The sequence below is a fragment of the Pontibacillus salicampi genome (genome assembly GCF_042434395.1).
GTDB lineage: Bacteria > Bacillota > Bacilli > Bacillales > BH030062 > Pontibacillus > Pontibacillus salicampi.
Genome location: NZ_JBHLTP010000013.1, coordinates 552,228 through 568,333, shown reverse-complemented (window position 1 = coordinate 568,333; position 16,106 = coordinate 552,228). Strand labels below are relative to the sequence as shown.

The following is a 16,106-nucleotide window of genomic DNA, read 5'->3' as shown; positions in this document are numbered from 1 at the left end:
GCCCTTTTATTAAATGGAAATACAAAAAGCCGAAGCTCCATTGTTGGAGCTTCGGCTTTTTGCTTAGTATGCACCTTCAGAATATGTCAGTTCATAGCTATGTGTATAAATTTCAAAAATATTTCCGAAAGGATCTTCTACATAGACCATCTTAAACGGCTTTTCCCCTGGATAGTATTCTCTAATAGGCATGCGCTGCTTCCCGCCATGCGCTTTAATTTTCTCCACAATGCCTTCAATATCAGGGTCTTGGATACAGAAATGGAAGATACCAGTTTTCCAATACTCAAAATTGTCCTCCGGTTGTTCATTTTCAGGAAACTCAAACATTTCCACACCAATTCTATCCCCCGTAGACAAATGAGCAATCCTAAACTGCTCCCAATCATTCCCGAATACATCACGGCACATCTGGCCAATTGGAGTATCATCATTTTTCACTTCTGAAGGCTCCATGATGACATACCAGCCAAATACCTCTGTATAAAATTTCACAGCCTCGTCCAGATTTGGAACCGATAAGCCAATGTGAGAAAATGATCTTGGATATGTTAACATACGTTCATCCTCCTTAAGCTTTTTACAATACAAAATCATTATACTGTTGTATTTTTACGTATGTAAGTATGCACTTTTTTGTAAGATACTATCCTAGAGGTAAGAAAGGAAGAAAACCATTCATGGACACTCCCACAAACAAAGACGGCAAACTAAAATGCTCTATAGAATATACATTAAGCAAAATAGGAGGAAAATGGAAAACTGTCATACTCTGGCATTTAGGCGTTGATGGAACCTTAAGGTATAACGCATTAAGGAGACTGCTCCCAGGAGTTACACACAAAGTATTGAGCCAACAACTAAAAGAAATGGAAGAGGACGGCTTCATTCAACGAGTCGCTTATAATACCATCCCTCCCAAAGTGGAGTACTCCATGACCGATAAAGGAAACACTCTAATGCCAATCCTCGAACAAATGCACATATGGGGAACAGAACACGACGACAGCGAGTAATACACTCGCTTTTTTTCGTGTGCTGGCGCTTTCCTACTAAACTTTAACCGCTTTCCCAAATGATACACCCCTCCCCCTTACCATATAAAAAAATTACTAATTCTCCCCTACGTTAAGTAGCCTCATGATAAGATGGAAAAGAAATACATACTAGTGAGGTGAGGTTCTTGATACGAGTAGCTTTATTAAGTAAGTGGCATGTGCATGCAACGGACTACGCTAAGGAAGCTTTAGACCACGCTTCCATCTCTGTGGATATGATATGGGATGAAGATGCTGAAAGAGGGAAGCAATGGGCTGAGGAGATGGAGGTACCTTTTGTTCAGGAGTTACAGGATGTCTTGTCGAATGACGCTATTGATGGGGTTATTGTTTCTTCCCCTACTCATCTACATACCGAAATTATCAGTGCTGCAGTGAGTCATGGCAAGCATATTTTCACGGAGAAGGTGCTTGCGTTTACAGGGAAAGAATGTGAAGAGCTTTTTGCAGCGATGGAACAATCTGATGTACAATTTATGATTTCTTTACCACGTCTGGCATCTCCATATTATGCTTACGCACAACAAGTAGTGGAAGAACAGCTGTTGGGTGATTTGAGTATGATTCGCTGCCGGGTCGCTCATAATGGTGCAGTACCTAGTGAATTAAACCCGAATGGTTGGCTTCCGGAACGTTTTTTTGATAAACAGGCTGCAGGCGGGGGAGCTTTAATGGATTTAGGGGCGCATCCTATCTACCTTGCTAATCGATTAGCCGGAGCTCCACTGGCTGTTACTGGTCGTCTGCAATCCTTAATGAATAAAGGGGTTGATGATCATGCCGCTGCTATTGTGGAGTATGAATCTGGTGTGACAGCCGTGTTGGAATCTAGCTTTCTTTCCTACGGGAGTCCTTTTCAATTAGAGCTATACGGAACGGAAGGCACTCTAATGATTGAGCAAGGGCATATCCGTATAAAAAGTAATCACCTTAATCCACATGAATGGATAACACCAACAGAAATTCCTTCCAAACATCCGATGCCTATGGAGCAATGGGCGGCTGCTATATTAGAGGGAAGGGAACCAGATATTCGTAAACAGGACGCTTACTGGCTGACGGTTGTGAATGAAGCTGCCAGCCTATCCCATCAACACGGGCGAAGGGTAGAGGTTAGCGAAGTGTCTTCTTAAGACTCGCATAGAAAAAAGAGGTGCACTTCTAATTGTAAGTAGTTCAGTTTTGGAGCACAAAAAGCGAAAATATATTCTAAAATGAGCGTTGAATTGCATAGCAATTTGAAGCTCATTTTTCGTTGGTATATCCATATTCATAAATTTAAATCTAACTTCTGTTTCATCTTATCTAACAAATCTTTATTCTTGTCAGTTGTAATAAGAGGAGTACCGGGATTATCAACTCTATCGTAATGGAAAAGGATAGTTCCATCTTCTAAAATATTAAAAGCATATTTTCCCTTTTCAGTATTCTTTCCATCGCCCTGAAAGAAAGCAAACATATAAACACTTTGTGATTTCAATTTCTCCATAAAGGTATCTTTATTGATTTCCTCAGCCTTTAGACCTTCTACCATAGATAAAACTTCTTTTATTTTATCTTTATCTGTAACCATTTTGCTCACCTCTTCAGATGAAGAATTGTTTTCCACCTTTTGTATATGTAGTGTATTAGCAAAACTCTTATCTTTAAATTTTATGATTTCTTCATTATTCGAACAAGCACTTAAACATAAGACCATAATTGCAAGGGGCATAATAAAAGTTTTCATGTTAATCCTCCTGTTCTTATTCTGCTAAACTGCCTCGTTAGTTGAATAACGCTGTTTAACTCATTTTACCATATTAATACCAAAAATCTTCCAAATCACATAATTAGTAATGTAGATTAAAATGCAGTTTACCCTACAATTTCGACTACATTTTCACATGAAAAAAGTAGTTTAATTAAGGGGTACAAATTGCAATATTGTACTCCAAAATTGAACTACTTACTCTAATTGTGTGTACCTCTTTGCTTATCATTTTCAATAGCTAGTTTACAAGAAGGACCCGTCATCATTCGTTCTAATGAGGATATTTTGTACAAGGGCTGAATATACATAGCACTAACCTGTCCTATGAAGGTGGTGCCAAATGAATGAACTATTGACTAAAGCTATAGTTATCGTTATAGGGAGCTTTTTGTTAGGGTTGGGTATTAATATTTTCCTTATTCCAGACCATGTCTTGGATGGTGGCGTCATTGGCATCGGTCTTATTGCAAACTATTTGTGGGGGCTAAAGACGGGGCTGACTATCATCCTCATCAGTATCCCTATCTTTACCATTGCTTGGTTTCGCTACCGTTCGTATTTCTATAATAGCCTGCATGGACTACTGCTTTCTTCTTTTTTTATTGATTTATTTAGCAGTTTACGGTCGTATCACCTTTCCATTCCTCCAGCGGTCAGTGCGTTTATTGGAGGTATCCTTGTTGGTCTCGGTATTGGTTTAATGCTTCGTTATCAGACAAGCACCGGCGGTACTGATCTGTTAGCACAGATGATTGCCGATACAGCAAAAATGAACGTAGGTGTTGTCATTTTTCTAATAGACTTCACGGTTATTATCGTTGGCGGCTTGTTGTTTTCCACCCAAACTCTGATTTTGTCAGCTCTTACCATCGCCAGCGTCGCCATAGCCACAACACTATGCACGTCCCGGATGGTACTAAGCAGTTAACTTGTTACATTCCTATTAAACTGCGTAATGTGCGAGCATTCCACATCGTGCTTTCCAGCATATCCCGTTCAAAATGCTCCTGCTCCACAATAAACCATTGGACGTTATGGGACACGGCCTTATCAATGATACCGGTAATATCTAGTTCACCTGCACCAATTTCTGTGCTCACTTTTTGATTGTTTTCCACTTTGATATCTTTTATATGTAGGGAAATAACTCGGTTCTCGTACTTGTCCATAATTTTTCTAGGATCAAAGCCTGCATAAACAGCCCAATAACAATCAAGCTCTAGCTTCACATATTCTTCTCTTGTATAGTCAAATAGCATCTCAAATCCTGTTTTACCGTTAAACTTTTTGAACTCAAAATCATGATTGTGATAAGCGAAAAGAAATCCATTCTCCCTGCATTTTTGTCCGATTTCATTTAAGGATTCGGCCAATCGAATAAAATCGTCTTTCGTCTGTAGTTCTTCCTTCGGATAATAAGGGCAAATGAGTAAATCGTTCCCAATAGCCTGTTGATAGGAAAAAGTCCTATCCAGGTTCGCGCCTTGGAGCTGGTCAAACGGCACGTGGGCCCCTGCTGAAGTAATGTGTTTTCTCTGAAGGAGTTCTTTTACCTGAGCTGCTGGTGTTTCATAAAACCCTGCAAATTGTACCCCATCATATCCCATATCTGCCACTTTTTCTACTGTACCAAGAAAATCCTTTTCAATTTCTTCTTTAATAGAATATAGTTGTAAGCCCATTTTTACCATCCTAACATCCTCCTCTTTCTCTTTAAAAAATGTAAACCTTTTCTATTCCTTTCTATGTGCACCTATGGAATCCCTTCCACAAATGATAAACAGAAAAAAACCTCTCCGCTGACGTGCAACAGAGAGGTCCTATATCTATTACTCTTTTGACATTAAGTCATTCTTAGCTTGTTCACTAACTGCATTTTCACCGCCTAGAATATAGGTTGTTTCTATACCTAGCTCTTGATAAGCCTCCTTGATACTGTCTGGAGCTCTGTCCTTTCTCACTAAGAAGGTCGTTCCGTCTTGCTTAGCTGCTAGTACCGACCCAGTTAGGGCGTCGGCAAATTCTTCACCAGTGGATACAAACGCTGTTGTTCCTGTGTTGTTTAATTCTTTGGCAATAGCTGCTGCCGTCTCATAACGGTCGTCTCCACTATATCGGGTGGGTTGAGGCAATTCAGTAAGAATCTCATCATTTACTACTCCTGGTCCACCAACCACAGCAGTTTGGCTAATTCCCCTTAACGCCTTTACGGTTTGACTCGGCAGCGAATCCTCTTTCGTTAATAAAATGGGATATCCATTTTCTGCTGCATATGGAGCTACCGCTAAAGCGTCTGGGAAACGACTCCCGTTAGCAATGATAGCCTTATCTGGATTTCCATCTAGACGAGCTGCTATATTCATTGCTGTTCCGTATCGGTTGTCCCCATTGACTCGTTCTACACGGAGACCAATCCCCTCTAGTTGGTAGGAAACATAACCAGAAATGGCATTTGGTCCGCCAAGAATTATGGCATCCTTCGCACCGAGACGTTTAATTTCCTCTTTGACCTCTTTCAGTAAATCATCGGTCTTTGTCAACAAAATGGGAGCGTCCTCTTTGTAGGCCAGAGGCGCACCTGCTAAGGCGTCGGCAAAATCATCTCCCCTAGCAATAACAACTGTTTCAGATGATTCCCATCCTTCCTGAGCAATTTGTATAGCTGTATTGTATCGATCGTCACCAGCAATTCGTTTCGACTTATCCTTTTCCTCTTCCTTTTCTTTCTTTACGAGCTCAATTGGTCCAAGAGGTCCTTCATACACTCCTCCACCATAGGAGGCATCGAAGACACGAATACTAATAACATTCTCTTCTCCGTACTGGATAGCTTCTGCCGGAATCTCATACTCTCTGTCCCAGTCCCAGGCAGATACCATTCCTTGCTCCCCTTCCCCGGTTGGGAACGTACCGGATTGGCCTACTTCTTGACCGTTCACGAAGGTTTGATCCACATCATCAATACGACCAAGCTTCACTTTAAGAGAATAGCCTTCCCATTCCTTTGGAATCGTAATGGTTTTACGATACCAGCCAAACACGTTATCCTCTGTGTAATTAGAATGATTCTCCCAGCTATTTGGCAAAGTAACTTTATCCCAAGAGCTTTCATCTACATCTTTCTTCTTCCAATCTTCATTATCCCCTCTTTGGAATAACCATTCACCTGCTAACTGAATGGTCGGTAATGCAGCAACCTTAGTAGGTGTATCGCCTATAGAGACTTCATAAGCACCTGCTTCTTCCTTTGCATCATAGACAAAGGTTACGTTTTTACTGGCACCGCCCTGTGCTGCATCAACCTCTACTTCTTTCCTATCCACGACTTTCCCATTAACTTTAAGCGGAACAGTAACAGTCCCTTTCGTAGTACCATAATTCGTTACGGTAGCTTTCGCAGTAATGGATTGATCATCTGTTGAAACTTCTAATCCGCTATAAGCAAAAGTAGGCTTCTTCTCCTTTACGGTAACCGTTTTTGGACTTAGCCCTTCTATTTCAACTCGATAATCACCTGTTTCAAACAGCTTATTATAGGTGAGTGTTACTGCTTTCGAGCTATCAGGATCAATCCGTACAGCCTTCTCTGCTACTTTCTTATTATCCACCATCAGGTTTACAGTCTTACTAGCAATTGTGTTTCCTTCATTTTTCGCTTCCACAGTCACCTTCAGTTCATCATTTGATTGAATACTGGAAGGAATCTCCTTATACTCAAGATCAACGGATGACTCCTCATATTCAGGCAGTTCATCTTGATCTGATTTGGAAGCAGGATACATACGGACGGCCTGTCCACCACCTGCTGCCATGGAAGCAACAAGGGTATCCTTCGAATCTACTATTACTTTATGGATAGATACTGGATTCGGATTTGACTCCCAGTCCGCATCCGCTCCATCGCTATATATTTCAGCAACATATTGCTTATCGTCTGGAAGGAAGTCTAGTGATACGTCTACTGCTCGAGCATTCTCATCTGTTGTACTTCCGACATACCATTCCTCACCGCTTCGACGAACAACAGTAATGTAATTACCTATTTCACTATTTGGAACCATTGTATCGTCCCATGTAACTGGTACGTCTTTAATAAATTGAAACTCAGGTAATATATTTCCGTCCTCGTCCTTATAATTCTCAGGCAAATCGGTTACCATTTGCACTCCACTCGTAAGAGTTACATAGGCAGCAATTTGCTGAGCTCTTGTTGTGTGAACACGATTATTTGGCTGCTCCTCAATCTGTACATCAAAAATGCCAGGGTTGTAATCGACAGGTCCTCCCATCATTCTCGTAAACGGTACTACAGTTAAATGATTAGGCGGGCTCCCCTCACTCCATGCATTGTATTCCATTCCCATAACACCTTCTCGGCTCATCCAGTTAGGATACGTACGATATACACCTGTTGGTTTAATGGGCTCGTGTGTGTTAATCATAATTTCGTGGTCAGCAGCTTTTTTGACAGCATTTAAATAATGGTTGACCATGAACTGCCCATGGTGAGTCTCACCCTCTGGGTCTTTAATGCCGTTATCTGCTACATATCCACTTTTAATAGAATGAATTCCTAGGCTTTGATATAAATCATAGGCATCATCCATTTGAGCTTCGTAATTCTGTATATCTCCACTTGTTTCATTATGGGCAATGTACTCTACACTCTTTTCTTTCCCGTATTTCACCACTTCCTCCAGGTCAAAATCAGGATAAGGCTTAGTGAAATCGAATAAATCTCCATTCTCCGTCCAGTCACCATCCCAGCCAACATTCCACCCTTCTACAAGCAGGCCGACTGGCTGGTTTTCAGAATCTAAGTATTCATTTGCAAAATCAATGTATTTCTTGGCATTTTCTGTAGTAGCGCCGTGCTTCGGTCCTGATTCCCATGTAGACTTTCTGATATGCATTTCCCACCAAATTCCTACATATTTCATAGGGTTAATCCAGGAGGTGTCCTCTATGGCATTCGGCTCATTTAAATTAAGTATCATATCGGATTCCATTAAATCTCCAGCGGTCTCTCCCAATTGAATGGTTCTCCATGGAGTTTCAACTGGCAGCTTATCTTTTTTTACTTTCACCTCACTATTTGGATAAGGTGCTAGAATACTAGTTAATGCATTATCTTTTCCTTCTACGGCTTTTAACGCCATACCGGAATAATCAATTAATGCAGCTTCATGAATAGTGACATGTGTTCCTTTAGGTGTTTTCATTGTAAGAGGGGTACTGACTTCTTTTACTTCTTCTAGCTTTGTCTCGTTGTAGTTATACTCGTAGCTATTCCAATCATTAGGAATCCACCAGGAGGTATTGTTCTCTGCAAAAGCAAATTCAGTATGTTCAGCGGTAATTTGAAGGTCCTTGTTCACATTTTTTTGCTCTGGTATTACGTATCGGAATCCAATTCCGTCATCGTACACCTTAAATTCCATATTCATCTTTCGTTTATCACCGGATTTCTCCTGTAATTCAATCGTCAATTGTTTATAATGGTTCTTAATGGAGGACTTCTCTCCCCATACCGGCTTCCAATCTTCATTAAACGTCGTAGTGGAGGTATTTACAATAGTAAAATCTCCTTGAAGAGGTGCCTGATCCTTAAATTCAAACCCTAAAGAGGATGGTTCTACAATCTTTTCCCCATTGTACGTTACTTGATAATGAGGCTTTCCTTGCTTATCGAGGGTAACATCTACTTTTACTTTTCCATTCGGCGAGGTAATGGTTTGAGTAGTATCCGCTGCGGCCGACACGTGCTTAAAGGTTATAGGCAGCATTAGACATATTACCAGAACACCCACCCACATTCGTTTCCTCATAAACTTCCTCCTTTTTTCAGGTAATATCTCCGCTTCACTGGTTTGTAAGCGAATTCATTGTAACTATAACACGATTTTATCCATAAAAAGGGAAAAGCGTTCTGTACAATCTTGCTCACCATCTGTATTATTTTGTGCTATTTTGGAAGACTAGGTCCATGTTAATAGGGACAAATTGGTGTATTCCATGATAGCGAGTAAGAGGATAGGAAGAATTTACCTTATAGGGAAGCATACCTACATGAGCACATAATTTCTGTTTTTCATCACCACTCGTTATAATGATTTGTGCATAGGGGAACCCCCCCTATTAAAACCATTGTTATTACTGAAGGAGGATCTATTCATGGCTAAAAGCGTACTAATGGTCGTTACCAACCATACTAAAATTACAGAAGATCATAAAACTGGTCTATGGTTAGAAGAGTTTGCAGCACCATACAACATGTTCAAGGCACAAGGCTACAACGTTCGCGTTACCTCTATTTCCGGAGGCAAGGTAGAGTTAGATCCTAACAGTATCCCTGAGGAAGAAACACCAAATTGGGCAGAAGCTCGTAAGCAGCTAGAGGATACAACAGCTCTAACGAAGGGCATTGCAGATGAAGGATATGACGCCATCTTCCTACCAGGCGGACATGGAACTATGTTTGATTTTCCTAATAGTGAAATACTTCAATATGCGCTACAACAATTTGCTGAAAACGATAAAGTAATTGGAGCTGTATGCCACGGTCCAGCTGGACTTGTAAATGCAACGTACGCCGACGGCACTCCAATTGTTAAAGGTAAGCAAGTAAATGGCTTTACAGACAGCGAAGAAATCGGAATGGAACTAGACAGCTACATGCCTTTCCTATTAGAATCAACTCTTCGCGAGCAAGGAGCCGAATTTGTTCGCGGTGACGATTGGACAGCTTTCTCTGTTCGTGACGGAAAGCTTGTAACAGGCCAAAATCCAATGTCCAGTGAAAGCACCGCTCAAAAACTAATCGAAGCACTAGAAGAATAATATTATATAATAAAAAAGGTCCAGAGGTTTTTCCTCCTCTGGACCTTTTTTATGAGCTATTAAGCTTTCACCCAGTTAGCTGCTTCGTTACTAGATGGGGATGGAGGGAACGTATCTCCCTGATCCATGTTTACATGTGTATCATCTTGATTGCTTAATCTTCCTCCACTAACCAGACTCTCCACTTTAAACTTACCGCCTTCTGGTGCTTTTTCACCTGTTCTGTACGTGTGTTGTGCCATGAGAATCTACCTCCTATTAAGAATTTTTGATGATAATGTAAACCATCCTTACCTTGTCTACATAGATGTAATTCCCATATTTTTGTTAGTTAAACATTATATTCTAATATTAATGAAATGGAGGTGGAATGTATTAAATGTCATACAAAGTGACTTTTAATTTATTCCATTAATATTGTTCAAAGGTCTTTGTAACCATATTATTAGAAGTGAATTCTCTTATCACCTTTTTCCGGGCTGCATCAATAATTCTATTTCTCAATTCGCAATCTGATTTTAAAGAAACAATCTTTTCATTAAAAGCCTTGCTGCAATGTTTATCAACCATCATACCAGTTTCTTGATCTTGGATTGCCTCTCTAATTCCACCTCTATCAATAGAAACGACAGGAGTACCAGATGCCATAGCTTCAAGGATAACCATAGGAAAAACTTCTCTTTTAGAAGTAAGCAGTAGAATATCCATTGATTCTAAAAATTTTTTAGGTTCTACAGCTCCAAGCATTTCCACCTTTTCCTTGAGACCCATTTTTTCAATTTTCTTCTGTATTTCTTCCCGTTCTGGACCGTCACCTGCAATATAGAACTTAATATCACCTTTTTGCTTCAATGAAGAAGCAATGTCTAAAAATAAATTATGATTTTTCTCTGGAGACAACCTTGCTAAAATTCCCACATTAAATTTTTCTTTCGGTGTCTTCTCTTTAAAAGGGAACCGTTCTAAATCAACTCCATTATAAACAGTCGTTATCTTTTCTCTTTTCACACCATATCGGATTAGTACTTCTTTTTCAAAATCGCTTACGGTAATGATCCCATTCACACCATAGTTCATACAAAAGGAAAATATTTTCGGGAATTTTTCAAGAGAAGTAATATTGTGCTTAGTGTATAATATTTTTAACCTTAATTTTCCTGTTGTCATTCTCAAAAAACATGCATAAAAGAACATCCTCAGACTATTGGCATGAATAACAGTAATGTGTTTCTTATTAATATATTTTGTTAACCGCCATAGATTTAGGAGATGATTTTCCCTGGCTAAAGTCATGTGATGTGACTTATTCTTAATTAGGTCAGTTAATTCTCCATCCCCAGCTGCGGTAAATAGATTGAAATCAGTACCCTGAATCATTTTATTTTCAAGTTTAATAAAATAATTTTCTGCTCCACCCATTGTCAATTTATCTGTGAGCATTAATACCTTCACCTTTATCCAGCCTCCTTCATATTACATTCCCTTTCTTTATAGTTTGCATTTTCATATTCATAAGAAAAATAAGTTGATAAAATGGCTAAAAAAAATAAGAACATATCATTTACTATTAAAGATAGGAACATCATTTGAAGCATAAATCCAATAAAGGTCAAAAATAAAAAGGGATATTTTAAGTGAAATTTATTCTGTATGATTTGAAAGAGAACGGCGAATACAAACATACCATACACAAATAGTCCAATTACTCCTGATTCGGTTAATACTTCCAAAAAGGTATTGTGAACCACAAGATTATCACCATATTTAAACACGTTATAGTTAGTAAAATTGCTAGCACCTATTCCAAACAAAGGACTGGATTCAAAAAACGCCCATGCTCTTTCCCATAACTCAAATCTTCCGCTCCCTCCATCTTTGGAAAAATCCTGGAACCGATTCTGTAAGATACTGATAACTTTAAACCCAAGTACCTTACTAATTCCCAACACTATTGTAAACAATGAAAAAGCAGAGAGTAATAGTCTGCCCTTTTGGGCTGGGTGATTAAGTAAAAAGTAAACTAAAAAAATAACTAATAAAATTAACAATCCACCTCTTGAGAAAGTAAGTACGCTAGTAACAATACAAAGTAATAAGCCGGATTTGTTTTTCCATGAGTTGCGTTTACAAAGATAAAAAGTAAAGAAAATAGTATTATAGAACACAAAATAATTAGGGTCTTCAAGTAAACCAATCAGTCTCGGATAATTCCGATCAAACCAAACGCCATATTGTATAACCCCATCTCCTAGTATGGAAAAACCATTACTTTTTAATCCCCACACATAAAAGGCAAGACTACCTATATTAAATAAAATTCCTGCATTAGCAATACTATTTTCTAGTGATTTTCTATCAAACATCTGAAGGATACCCTTCATGAGAAAGTAAAAAGTAACATATAAAAAAATTCCCAACATTACTCTAAGGCTCGAGGAAGCATATAACGAAAAAACTCCTGAAAAGACGTAAACTAAATAGAATAGAAGCAATAATACTTCGAAAGCTTGTAATTGATGAAATCGGAATGCTGCAGCAAGGTACACGACAAGAATCCCCAAATACATCATATGAGGCTTAAATGCGAAACCAATATAAATATGATATTTACCAAGCAAAACAGAGACTATTAAGAAAAGAAGAATAAGGCTGTTACGAGATGTAGTATCTGTGTCAAGATGTCCCATCGTGTACCTCCTTCCTTAATCTTGATCTCCATTTATGATAATAATCAATGTTCTTCCAAAATTCCTGAACTTTTCTCCTCCATTCCTTATCCAAGCCACCGAGAGAAAGAACAAGAATAATATGAACAATACAAGCAATGAAAGGAAATGATGCTAGAAAAAGTTCAACTGCAAGAAGACTTATAAAGAAATAAACCAGGTATGGAATAACTGCTTTTCTCCCAAGCATCTGCCTGTCAGGGTGAAGAATCAAGAAACCAATCAATAATAACAGTTCTATTAATACCCCAGCAGTCACTGCTCCAGTTAAACCGTAATATTCACTAAAAGATATATAGAATAAGCCCCCTAATACAACGGCTAACGCTTGGATAGCCATTCTCCTAATTTGGAGATCCTTGGTCGTTAAACCGTCTCCTAAGGCAATACTTCCCCCTTGGAAAATCATCATTAAGGACAATACCTTCAAAAGAAATGCAGCTTCTAACCATTTATCTCCAAATAAAATGGTAATAAAGAAATCAGCAAGGTGGTAAAAGGGAATCGAAGCCATCATCCCTGCTAATAACATTAACTTTACTTGGGAGATACTCATCCTTAGGTGTTGCTGATAATTACCAGCCTCAAACAAACGAAATAACACTGGAAAATAAGCCCCGGCTACGATGAAGGGTAATTGCTGCAATGCCTGTGGAATCCTATATGCGACAGCAAAATAACCAACTTCTTTCCATGAAAGTGTTTGCTCTAACACAATTGGACCAATTTGGGGAAGTAGGATAAATAATAACCCCGTGAACATGAAAGGCCCCCATTGCTTGCGCAACCCTTTATAAAAAGGTGATTTCATAGGAAGCTTTAACGTTTTAACTGTTAAGTATATCCCAAGGCATCCAGCAAGAAAATAAGCGAAACCATATAAGAAAAATATGACCATATTATCAATGGAAAACCATTTACTCATTAATATAACGGATATAAGCAGACTGGCAGATGTAATTCTAACTAATCCTGAATATTGCATTTTTTCCATCATTTGAAAATAAGTAATGCTGACGCTTTGCATGGATATACCCGTTACAAGGGGAAGAATCAAAAGATAGGAGATTATTATTATTTCTGTTTCTCCCCTATACATCAAATTAATAAGTATGAAGCCTACAACTAGGGTTATTATTAGTAAAATCATTCGGAGTTTCATAAAAGATGCCATTATCATCGATATAGGAGCATCTTTCTTAGCGCCTTCTCGCAGTACTATCTGATTTAATCCCGCTTCCGTTAAATACGCCATTATCATTGCAAAAGCAAGTACTACACTAAATTTCCCGTAATCATCTGTCGTTACAACTGAGGCAAGTATTATTAACGATCCTGCATTTAGAATGCTTGCGAATACAGTACTGTATAATAGATGAAAAATATTCTTACCTATTGAGTTTTTAAGCCCTTTCATAATAATGAACCCCTTTAACCCCTTGGTTACAGCTCAACGTTGACATATAACACCTATTACATCACAATTTGCCATTTCTAATTTGGTTTGGGCCTCCTGAATATTACTTAGCTTATCTTTTTTTCTTTCAATAACAAACAATGCTTGGTGGCAAGCTTCTGCAAGTAACTCAGCATCCGGTCCGGATTGCATGGACGGGGCGGAGATAATAACTGTGTCATAAGCCTTCTGCCACCTCTCCATTCGTTGTTTAAATTTGTGCGAAAGCCATATATCAATAGAGTTCTCGTTAATACTATTGATTAACTGAATATCTAAACCCGATAAAAAGGACGACTGTATAGGAGGGAACATGCTTTTACCTGTGTTAGTAGGTTGTTCTAGCTGGAACCATTCATGCAGCCTAGGTTTGTTCAATTCCCCTTCTACAAGAAGGACCTTTTTTCCTTTTAGTGCTATGGAAGCTGCTAGTTCCGCAGTTAATAACGCTACTGACTTACCTTCTCGTATAGAAGTAACCATAAATAAAGAGGAGCAATATTTTTCCACCTTACTTCCAATAACCTTCATTTGGTCAAAACTCACGATCCCTTTCTTTTTCTTTGGACCTCCTCGAACGATATCTTCAATGGGACTCTGCATGTATTCCACCTCCTTTATCAGCTTTGGCATTTTCTTTATTAAATTGTTTTCGATAATATAGTGGTAAGTTGTCTTTTGTGATCTCCACTTCTCCAAAAAACTGCAGGCCCAGTTCTTTTTCAATTTGTTCCGTTCTTTGTAGGGAATCATCCCAGTGATCTTTAAGCATGGCCATCCCAATACCACAAAACATACCAACCATGGTCCCTATAAGAAGATTAACTATTGGATTATTCACTTGCTCTGGCTGATTGGCATTCTCATTTTTATTAAGTACTGAAATGTTTTCCATCTGTAAAGAATTCTTTATTTCGCTCACGGAAGTGGAAGCAATGTGATCTGCCAATTCCTGTGAACGTTGCTGGTCACTATCTCTTATAACTACAGAAACAATTTGAGAATCCTCTTTATTTACAATCGTTATTTTTTCTTCCAACTCTGCTTGTGAAAGTCCCATAGTACTACCAACGGAGTCTAATACAATCGGACTTGTAATAAAATCTACCGTTGATGCAATTAACCTGTTTATGGTTTGAGGATCCACATACACTTCCTCTTCATTAGTTAAATTCCCAACTAGAATATACTCCCTTGCTTCGTAAGTAGGCTTCATTAAATAAAAAACAGCAGTTCCACTTGCGATAGAAAATAAAATTGTGGTAATTAGGATAGTAACTATTCTTCGTTTAAGGATACGAAAGAATGTCTTAATATCCATCTGTTCCTTCATGCTTTTACCTCCTGAGACTTGTTAGGTAATACATCTCGATAATGTTGCAATGTTTCCCACAATCCTTCTATAAGGGAATAATTAGGTGCCCATTCCAACATTGCTTGTGCTTTATTGTTCTGTAAAACACTCGCTTTAATGTCACCTTCTCGTTCAGATTGGTTAAGTGTTTGAATAGGTTTACCATAAACAATTGCTAATTTTTCCATAATTTCCAATATGGATGTTTCTTGACTTGTACTTATATTCAGCACCATATTTTCCCGATGACTTAAGGCAGCTACGTTGGCACGTGCCACATCCTTTACAAATACAAAATCCCTTGTCTGCTTTCCATCACCGAAAATAATAGGAGAAGTACCTTGAGTTATTTTCTCTATAAATAACGCTATAACTCCAGCTTCCCCATGTGCATCTTGTCTTGGCCCGTACACATTTGCGTATCGCAAAATAGAATAGGATAGATTATAAGTTTCCGAGTAAAGCTGAATGTATTTCTCTGCATGAGCTTTCGTAAGTCCATAAAAGGAGATTGGTTTTATACTATGCTGCTCATCTATAGGAAGATAATTTGGGTTCCCGTACACTGCTGCAGTAGAAGCAAATACAATTTTTTTCACATTATGGTCCACACATGCTTGAAGAACATTTAGAGTAGCAACTATATTTTCCTCACAATCATATAATGGGTCTGCAAACGATTGACTAACCGAAACCTGTGCAGCCTGGTGAATAACATAATCGGGTTTTTCTTTAATGAATATGTTGTCTAAATTTCTTCTTATATCACTTTCATAGAAAATTACGTCAGGCGGTAGGTTTAATATATGTCCTGTTACTAAATTGTCTACCACGACAACCTCATACTGGGACTTTATTAATTCTTCTACAATATGGGAACCAATAAAACCAGCACCACCAGTTATTAATACCTTCATGG

At 38.6% G+C, this 16,106-nt stretch carries 15 protein-coding genes; 4 read left to right on the top strand and 11 right to left on the bottom strand.

Annotated features, from left to right (window positions below; genetic code table 11):
- Positions 1-63: 63 nt before the first annotated feature.
- Positions 64-558 (bottom strand): lactoylglutathione lyase family protein, encoded by a 495-nt coding sequence (locus ACFFGV_RS18240; RefSeq protein WP_377350930.1) that lies wholly within the window; start codon positions 556-558, stop codon positions 64-66.
- Positions 559-680: 122 nt separating this feature from the next.
- On the opposite strand from ACFFGV_RS18240, the gene ACFFGV_RS18235 reads away from it, so the two are divergent.
- Together ACFFGV_RS18235 and ACFFGV_RS18230 are read left to right on the top strand one after the other, a co-directional pair.
- Positions 681-1,016, top strand: a complete 336-nt coding sequence (locus tag ACFFGV_RS18235; protein WP_377350928.1) for a winged helix-turn-helix transcriptional regulator — start codon at positions 681-683, stop codon at positions 1,014-1,016.
- A gap of 167 nt (positions 1,017-1,183) precedes the next feature.
- Complete coding sequence (locus ACFFGV_RS18230; RefSeq protein ID WP_377350926.1) at positions 1,184-2,191, top strand: Gfo/Idh/MocA family protein; 1,008 nt, start codon at positions 1,184-1,186, stop codon at positions 2,189-2,191.
- Positions 2,192-2,328: 137 nt separating this feature from the next.
- On the opposite strand, the gene ACFFGV_RS18225 is transcribed toward ACFFGV_RS18230, so the two are convergent.
- A complete protein-coding gene (locus ACFFGV_RS18225) occupies positions 2,329-2,787 on the bottom strand; it encodes a hypothetical protein (protein WP_377350923.1) in 459 nt (152 codons plus the stop codon).
- 364 nt (positions 2,788-3,151) lie between these two features.
- Here ACFFGV_RS18225 and ACFFGV_RS18220 point away from each other — a divergent pair, with 364 nt between their 5' ends.
- Positions 3,152-3,739, top strand: a complete 588-nt coding sequence (locus ACFFGV_RS18220) for a YitT family protein (RefSeq protein ID WP_377350921.1) — start codon at positions 3,152-3,154, stop codon at positions 3,737-3,739.
- A gap of 4 nt (positions 3,740-3,743) precedes the next feature.
- Here the strand turns inward: ACFFGV_RS18220 and ACFFGV_RS18215 are convergent, their stop codons facing one another.
- Complete coding sequence (locus tag ACFFGV_RS18215; RefSeq protein ID WP_377350918.1) at positions 3,744-4,502, bottom strand: sugar phosphate isomerase/epimerase family protein; 759 nt, start codon at positions 4,500-4,502, stop codon at positions 3,744-3,746.
- Between the two features lie 138 nt (positions 4,503-4,640).
- On the bottom strand, positions 4,641-8,639 hold the full coding sequence (locus ACFFGV_RS18210; protein ID WP_377350916.1) for a glycoside hydrolase family 97 N-terminal domain-containing protein: 3,999 nt from the start codon (positions 8,637-8,639) through the stop codon (positions 4,641-4,643).
- Positions 8,640-8,985: 346 nt separating this feature from the next.
- Between ACFFGV_RS18210 and ACFFGV_RS18205 the strand changes: the two genes are divergently transcribed.
- Positions 8,986-9,651, top strand: coding sequence for a type 1 glutamine amidotransferase domain-containing protein (locus tag ACFFGV_RS18205; protein ID WP_377350912.1), 666 nt, complete (start codon positions 8,986-8,988; stop codon positions 9,649-9,651).
- A gap of 59 nt (positions 9,652-9,710) precedes the next feature.
- Here ACFFGV_RS18205 and ACFFGV_RS18200 read toward each other — a convergent pair whose 3' ends face one another.
- The 7 genes from ACFFGV_RS18200 to ACFFGV_RS18170 form a co-directional block, all read right to left on the bottom strand.
- On the bottom strand, positions 9,711-9,893 hold the full coding sequence (locus tag ACFFGV_RS18200; protein WP_377350910.1) for a YjzC family protein: 183 nt from the start codon (positions 9,891-9,893) through the stop codon (positions 9,711-9,713).
- A 169-nt stretch (positions 9,894-10,062) separates the two neighbouring features.
- Positions 10,063-11,103 (bottom strand): glycosyltransferase family 4 protein, encoded by a 1,041-nt coding sequence (locus ACFFGV_RS18195; protein ID WP_377350908.1) that lies wholly within the window; start codon positions 11,101-11,103, stop codon positions 10,063-10,065.
- 2 nt (positions 11,104-11,105) lie between these two features.
- On the bottom strand, positions 11,106-12,014 hold the full coding sequence (locus ACFFGV_RS18190) for an O-antigen ligase family protein (RefSeq protein ID WP_377350906.1): 909 nt from the start codon (positions 12,012-12,014) through the stop codon (positions 11,106-11,108).
- Positions 12,015-12,324: 310 nt separating this feature from the next.
- On the bottom strand, positions 12,325-13,794 hold the full coding sequence (locus tag ACFFGV_RS18185; protein ID WP_377350904.1) for a lipopolysaccharide biosynthesis protein: 1,470 nt from the start codon (positions 13,792-13,794) through the stop codon (positions 12,325-12,327).
- A 33-nt stretch (positions 13,795-13,827) separates the two neighbouring features.
- Positions 13,828-14,436 (bottom strand): tyrosine-protein kinase family protein, encoded by a 609-nt coding sequence (locus tag ACFFGV_RS18180; RefSeq protein WP_377350902.1) that lies wholly within the window; start codon positions 14,434-14,436, stop codon positions 13,828-13,830.
- Positions 14,420-15,166, bottom strand: coding sequence for a YveK family protein (locus ACFFGV_RS18175; RefSeq protein WP_377350900.1), 747 nt, complete (start codon positions 15,164-15,166; stop codon positions 14,420-14,422). Before ACFFGV_RS18175 ends, ACFFGV_RS18180 begins: the two co-directional genes overlap by 17 nt.
- Positions 15,163-16,104 (bottom strand): NAD-dependent epimerase/dehydratase family protein, encoded by a 942-nt coding sequence (locus ACFFGV_RS18170; RefSeq protein ID WP_377350898.1) that lies wholly within the window; start codon positions 16,102-16,104, stop codon positions 15,163-15,165. Before ACFFGV_RS18170 ends, ACFFGV_RS18175 begins: the two co-directional genes overlap by 4 nt.
- Positions 16,105-16,106 lie beyond the last annotated feature (2 nt).

Bases quoted from the DNA above. Each gene is read 5' to 3' on its own strand.
- ACFFGV_RS18205 (WP_377350912.1), top strand. From the start codon at position 8,986: ATGGCTAAAAGCGTACTAATGGTCGTTACCAACCATACTAAAATTACA.
- ACFFGV_RS18170 (WP_377350898.1), bottom strand. From the start codon at position 16,104: ATGAAGGTATTAATAACTGGTGGTGCTGGTTTTATTGGTTCCCATATT.
- ACFFGV_RS18235 (WP_377350928.1), top strand. From the start codon at position 681: ATGGACACTCCCACAAACAAAGACGGCAAACTAAAATGCTCTATAGAA.
- ACFFGV_RS18180 (WP_377350902.1), bottom strand. From the start codon at position 14,436: ATGCAGAGTCCCATTGAAGATATCGTTCGAGGAGGTCCAAAGAAAAAG.
- ACFFGV_RS18220 (WP_377350921.1), top strand. From the start codon at position 3,152: ATGAATGAACTATTGACTAAAGCTATAGTTATCGTTATAGGGAGCTTT.
- ACFFGV_RS18200 (WP_377350910.1), bottom strand. From the start codon at position 9,893: ATGGCACAACACACGTACAGAACAGGTGAAAAAGCACCAGAAGGCGGT.
- ACFFGV_RS18240 (WP_377350930.1), bottom strand. From the start codon at position 558: ATGTTAACATATCCAAGATCATTTTCTCACATTGGCTTATCGGTTCCA.
- ACFFGV_RS18210 (WP_377350916.1), bottom strand. From the start codon at position 8,639: ATGAGGAAACGAATGTGGGTGGGTGTTCTGGTAATATGTCTAATGCTG.
- ACFFGV_RS18215 (WP_377350918.1), bottom strand. From the start codon at position 4,502: ATGGTAAAAATGGGCTTACAACTATATTCTATTAAAGAAGAAATTGAA.
- ACFFGV_RS18225 (WP_377350923.1), bottom strand. From the start codon at position 2,787: ATGAAAACTTTTATTATGCCCCTTGCAATTATGGTCTTATGTTTAAGT.
- ACFFGV_RS18175 (WP_377350900.1), bottom strand. From the start codon at position 15,166: ATGAAGGAACAGATGGATATTAAGACATTCTTTCGTATCCTTAAACGA.
- ACFFGV_RS18190 (WP_377350906.1), bottom strand. From the start codon at position 12,014: ATGTTTGATAGAAAATCACTAGAAAATAGTATTGCTAATGCAGGAATT.
- ACFFGV_RS18185 (WP_377350904.1), bottom strand. From the start codon at position 13,794: ATGAAAGGGCTTAAAAACTCAATAGGTAAGAATATTTTTCATCTATTA.